The 4141-nt window shown below is 40.2% G+C and carries 3 protein-coding genes and 1 pseudogene; 1 reads left to right on the top strand and 3 read right to left on the bottom strand.

Annotated elements, in window-relative coordinates:
- Window positions 1-159: 159 nt before the first annotated feature.
- The 3 genes from acnA to AC1DSB_RS15360 form a co-directional block, all read right to left on the bottom strand.
- The gene (gene acnA / locus AC1DSB_RS15370; protein WP_477587038.1) at window positions 160-2871 is read right to left on the bottom strand and encodes an aconitate hydratase AcnA; all 2712 of its coding nucleotides are present in this window, start codon (window positions 2869-2871) and stop codon (window positions 160-162) included.
- Window positions 2872-3008: 137 nt separating this feature from the next.
- A complete protein-coding gene (locus AC1DSB_RS15365; protein ID WP_477587037.1) occupies window positions 3009-3497 on the bottom strand; it encodes a DinB family protein in 489 nt (162 codons plus the stop codon).
- A gap of 18 nt (window positions 3498-3515) precedes the next feature.
- The gene (locus AC1DSB_RS15360; protein WP_477532670.1) at window positions 3516-3917 is read right to left on the bottom strand and encodes a thiol-disulfide oxidoreductase DCC family protein; all 402 of its coding nucleotides are present in this window, start codon (window positions 3915-3917) and stop codon (window positions 3516-3518) included.
- Window positions 3918-4031: 114 nt separating this feature from the next.
- Between AC1DSB_RS15360 and AC1DSB_RS15355 the strand changes: the two are divergent.
- Window positions 4032-4141: pseudogene (locus tag AC1DSB_RS15355) on the top strand (radical SAM/CxCxxxxC motif protein YfkAB); the annotation flags it as partial.

Here is a 4141-nt window from a genome sequence, read left to right as displayed (position 1 = left end):
GAGCTTTGATTTCAGTAAAGGCAGGTTCATGTAATGATTCCCTTTCTTACAAACTCTCTTCCAAAAAGTGTAACATATGAATGTTCGAAATTGAATGACAATTATAAAGAGAAATCACAACAAAAAAAGACTGCCCCTAGGGACAGCCTTTAAAAAATCTTAGTTTTTCAGTTTGTCACGCAATACCATTGGTAGGATACCGCCATGACGATAGTAATCAACTTCAACTTCTGAATCGAAACGTGCCAACACGTCGAATTCTTTTACAGAACCGTCAGCAGATTTAGCCGTTACTTTCAGGATATCACGAGGTTTCACGCCTTCAGCAATGTTAACGCTGATTTCTTCTTTACCTGTTAAGCCAAGTGTTTCAGCACTTTGACCTGGTAAGTATTGAAGAGGTAAAACACCCATCATCACTAAGTTAGAACGGTGAATACGCTCGTAGCTTTCAGCAATAACTGTTTTAATGCCAAGTAAGTTCGTACCTTTAGCTGCCCAGTCACGTGAAGATCCCATACCGTAATCTTTACCTGCAAGAACAACTAAGCCAGTGCCGTCTTCTTGGTATTTCATTGCTGCATCATAGATTGCCATGATTTCTCCGTTTGGCCAGTAAGTAGTGAATCCACCTTCTGTACCAGCTGCGATTTGGTTACGGATACGGATGTTTGCAAACGTACCACGCATCATAACTTCGTGGCTACCACGACGTGAACCATATGAGTTAAAGTCGCGTACTTCCACACCGCGGTCGCGCAAGTATTTACCTGCTGGTGTATCTTTACCAATTGCACCAGCTGGTGAAATATGGTCAGTTGTAATTGAATCTCCGAATTTCGCAACTACACGAAGTCCTGCAAGCGTTTGGATATCGCTTGGTTCTTTTGTTAAACCTTCGAAATAAGGAGGGTTTTGGATGTACGTTGAATCTTCGTCAAATGTATACAATGAATCATTTGATGTTTCAATCGCATTCCAACGCTCGTTTTCACTGAAAACGCGCTCATATTCTTTACGGAATAATTCAGGTGTTACTGTTTTAAGAAGAACTTCTTTCACTTCTTCTGTTGAAGGCCAGATATCAGCAAAGAATACATCGTTGCCGTCTTTGTCTTGACCAAGTGCTTCATTTTGAAGGTCGATATCAACCGTACCTGCTAGTGCATAAGCAACAACAAGTGGTGGTGAAGCTAAGTAGTTAGCTTTCACTAATGGGTGAATACGGCCTTCGAAGTTACGGTTACCTGAAAGTACAGAAGTAACAAGTAGATCGTTTTCAATGATGCCTTTTTCAATTTCAGGAAGCATTGGACCCGAGTTACCGATACATGTTGTACAGCCATAACCAACTAAGTCAAATCCTACATCAGCCAATGGTTTTAATAGACCAGCGTCACGTAAGTAACCTGTTACAACTTTAGAACCTGGTGCAAGTGAAGTTTTCACATATGCTGGTGGACGCAAGCCTTTTTCAGCTGCTTTTTTAGCAACTAGACCCGCACCTAACATTACGAATGGGTTTGATGTATTCGTACATGATGTGATGGCAGCAATACCAATAGCACCTGTAGGAATTGTTACTTCAGCCCCATCTGCCATCGTTACTGTAGCAGACTTATTGAATTCTTTTTTAGATAAACCGAATCCTTGGTTGCCTTGAGGAGCAACAACCGCTTTGTTAAATTCAGACTTCATTTCAGACAATGGAATCAAATCTTGTGGACGTTTCGGTCCAGACATGTTTGGTTCGATTGTAGATAAGTCTAATTCTACAACGTCTGTATATGTTGGATCTTCGTTATCCGCTGTGAAGAACATTCCGTTAGCAGTTAAGTATTCTTTAACTACTTGGATGTGATCAGCGTCACGGCTAGTTAAACGCATGTAATCAAGTGCTTCTTCATCAACTGGGAAGAAACCACAAGTTGCGCCGTACTCAGGAGCCATGTTGGCAATTGTCGCACGGTCAGCAAGAGGAAGTTTTGTTACACCCGCTCCGAAGAACTCAACAAATTTCCCTACTACACCTTTTTTACGAAGTACTTCAGTTACTTTRAGTGCTAAGTCAGTAGCAGTTGTTCCGTTAGGAAGGTCGCCAGTTAATTTAACACCGATAACTTCAGGAATCGGGAAGTATGAAGGTTGACCAAGCATACCCGCTTCCGCTTCGATACSGCCTACGCCCCAGCCTAAAACACCGATACCGTTGATCATTGTTGTATGTGAGTCAGTACCTACTAATGTATCTGGATACGTTTCGTATGTACCATCTTCATTTTGTACAGCATGAACAACATTTGCCAAGTACTCTAAGTTTACTTGGTGAACGATACCTGTTGCCGGTGGTACAGCACGGTAGTTGTCATATGCTTTTTGAGCCCAGCTAAGGAACTGGTAACGCTCTGCATTACGTTCGAATTCAAGTTCCATATTGATGCGAAGTGCATCACCTGTACCGTAATTGTCTACTTGTACAGAGTGGTCAATAACTAAATCAACAGGAATTGCAGGGTTGATTTTGTCTGGGTCTCCGCCCATTTCAGCCATAGCTGAACGAAGTGCTGCCAAGTCAACTACTACTGGCACTCCAGTGAAATCTTGAAGGATTACGCGTGAAGGTTTGAAAGGTACTTCAGCTTCAGGGTCAACGTCTTTACCCCATTTTGCCAATTCTTCTACGTGGTCATCTTTGATGACATATCCGTCATGTTGGCGCAGTACGGACTCAAGCAATACTTTAATTGAATAAGGAAGGCGGGAAACATTTGCGATCCCTGCCTCTTCTAACGCTGCTAAACGATAATAGTTATACGTTTTACCGTTTAAATCGAAAGAAGTACGGCTATTATGCAAGTTACTTTTTGCCATGTCTTTTCCTCCTTTTGTCTTATGAAAAGGCTCTCATCTATTGGTAGCGACTTTTCTCCAGTTCCTATCATAACGTAGTCTAGTTTATAAGTAAATTACATTAAAATTATTGGTTGTGATAAGTAATGCTTATGACCTTACAACATTTCAATCGTTTTTTTCAATTGCTTTAAATGCCTTTTTTCATGTAGTCCGACAAACGGAAACCATTGAATCAATRGGACTTGACCAAAAATCGGATGTTTGAATGATTTTTCTTTGAATACAGTTTTAGTGCTTGATTCATAAACATCTAATAAGAAGAGTCGCGATTCATGGAGATCTTTCAGCATCTCCATTTTTGTTTTGTATTCTTCAGTCGGAACTGTATAACCAGGGGCTTCTACTTTAATTAATCGATTTGTTGAAAGGCCGATTGGTTTTTTTCTAACTTTCGGACTATCCGGGTTTTTAAGTTCTCTTGCGATATTGGTAGCAATGACGGTTTCCATGCGCACCAGATGTTCAAAGATTTGCTTTGGCGACCATTTGCCATTTGCAGGTTTTTTATTGAACTGTTCATCTGTCAAACCATCTACCGTTTGAAAAAGTTCTTTCCGTATTTCATTATTGTCTTCTAAAAACAACTAAAATCTCTCCTTTAATTAACCGAAAAATCGTTTACGCTGTTGGGGGGATGGTAGTAAACACGATTGGTTACTACGAATTAAGCGGTGTCTGCGCTTTGCCACGAATCGATACAATCCATCTCGTGAAAATTTGGGAAGCACTTTTAACATAGTACCCAAATGGTACGGAGACTTGAGATACGATGACAATGCTATCACCGCATCCGATTCCACTAATAATTCTTTTCCCTTAAGTACCACGATTGAATCAATTGATTGTAAAAATGGATGTTCTTTTATTATTTGACTCGCAAATTTACTTTGAAGTGGTGCGAAACAAATGGTTTCGTCACGCTCATTCTGCAGGATAAATTGGACAGACTGCTGGCAAAAACCACAGCTGCCATCATACAGGAGTATTGGATTTGGATGATCCATAAAAATCACCTTTTCTTCTTATATTACTTGAATCGAAACAAAATCTAAAATCTAACGTTTTCAATAGGCTTTTGATATGCGACAATTACTTATTGTAGAAAGGACGATTGATTGATGAATACAACAATTCAAAAGCTTACCCCTTCTTATGATCCTTGGGAAGCTTACTTAGATATGGAAAAACACGGCAAGCTGACGCTGTCGAACATCGAGTTCACTACCAC

It is taken from the genome of Paenisporosarcina sp. P4_E4_2 (genome assembly GCF_056401595.1).
This window is presented reverse-complemented; position numbering and strand designations above follow the sequence as displayed.